Here is a 448-nt window from a genome sequence, read left to right as displayed (position 1 = left end):
ACAAGTTCTCCACCACCGTCACCGACACCACCAGCGGCGGCGCCTGGGGCGCGCTGACCATCAACGCTGCCGGCACTTGGAGCTACACGGTCGACAACAGCCTGGCCGCGCTGCAGGCGCTTAAGGCAGGCGAGACGCACACCGAGACCTTCTCGGTGGCTAGCCTGGACGGCACTGCGACGCAGACCGTCACCATCGTCATCACTGGCGTCAACGACGCCGCCACCATCAACGCAGGCACCGACGGCGCCAATGCCCAGGCCGCGCTGACTGAAGACGCCGACACCGACACCCTCACGCCGGGCATTCAGCTCACGCGCACGGGCTCGTTGGCGATCTCTGACGCCGACACCGGCCAGAACAAGTTCTCCACCACCGTCTCCGACACCACCAGCGGCGGCGCCTGGGGCACGCTGACCATCAACGCCGCCGGCGCCTGGAGCTACTC

Annotated in this window: 1 protein-coding gene; it reads left to right on the top strand. The window is 67.9% G+C overall.

Translation table 11 applies throughout. From position 1 onward, the window contains the following. On the top strand, window positions 1-448 hold a 448-nt coding region (locus SM757_RS35085; RefSeq protein WP_322468882.1), incomplete at both ends, for a VCBS domain-containing protein.

This window comes from Azohydromonas lata, assembly GCF_034427735.1.
GTDB classification, from domain to species: Bacteria; Pseudomonadota; Gammaproteobacteria; order Burkholderiales; family Burkholderiaceae_C; genus Azohydromonas; species Azohydromonas lata.
The sequence above is the reverse complement of the archived record's forward strand: the minus strand, read 5'-3'. Positions and strand labels throughout refer to the sequence as shown.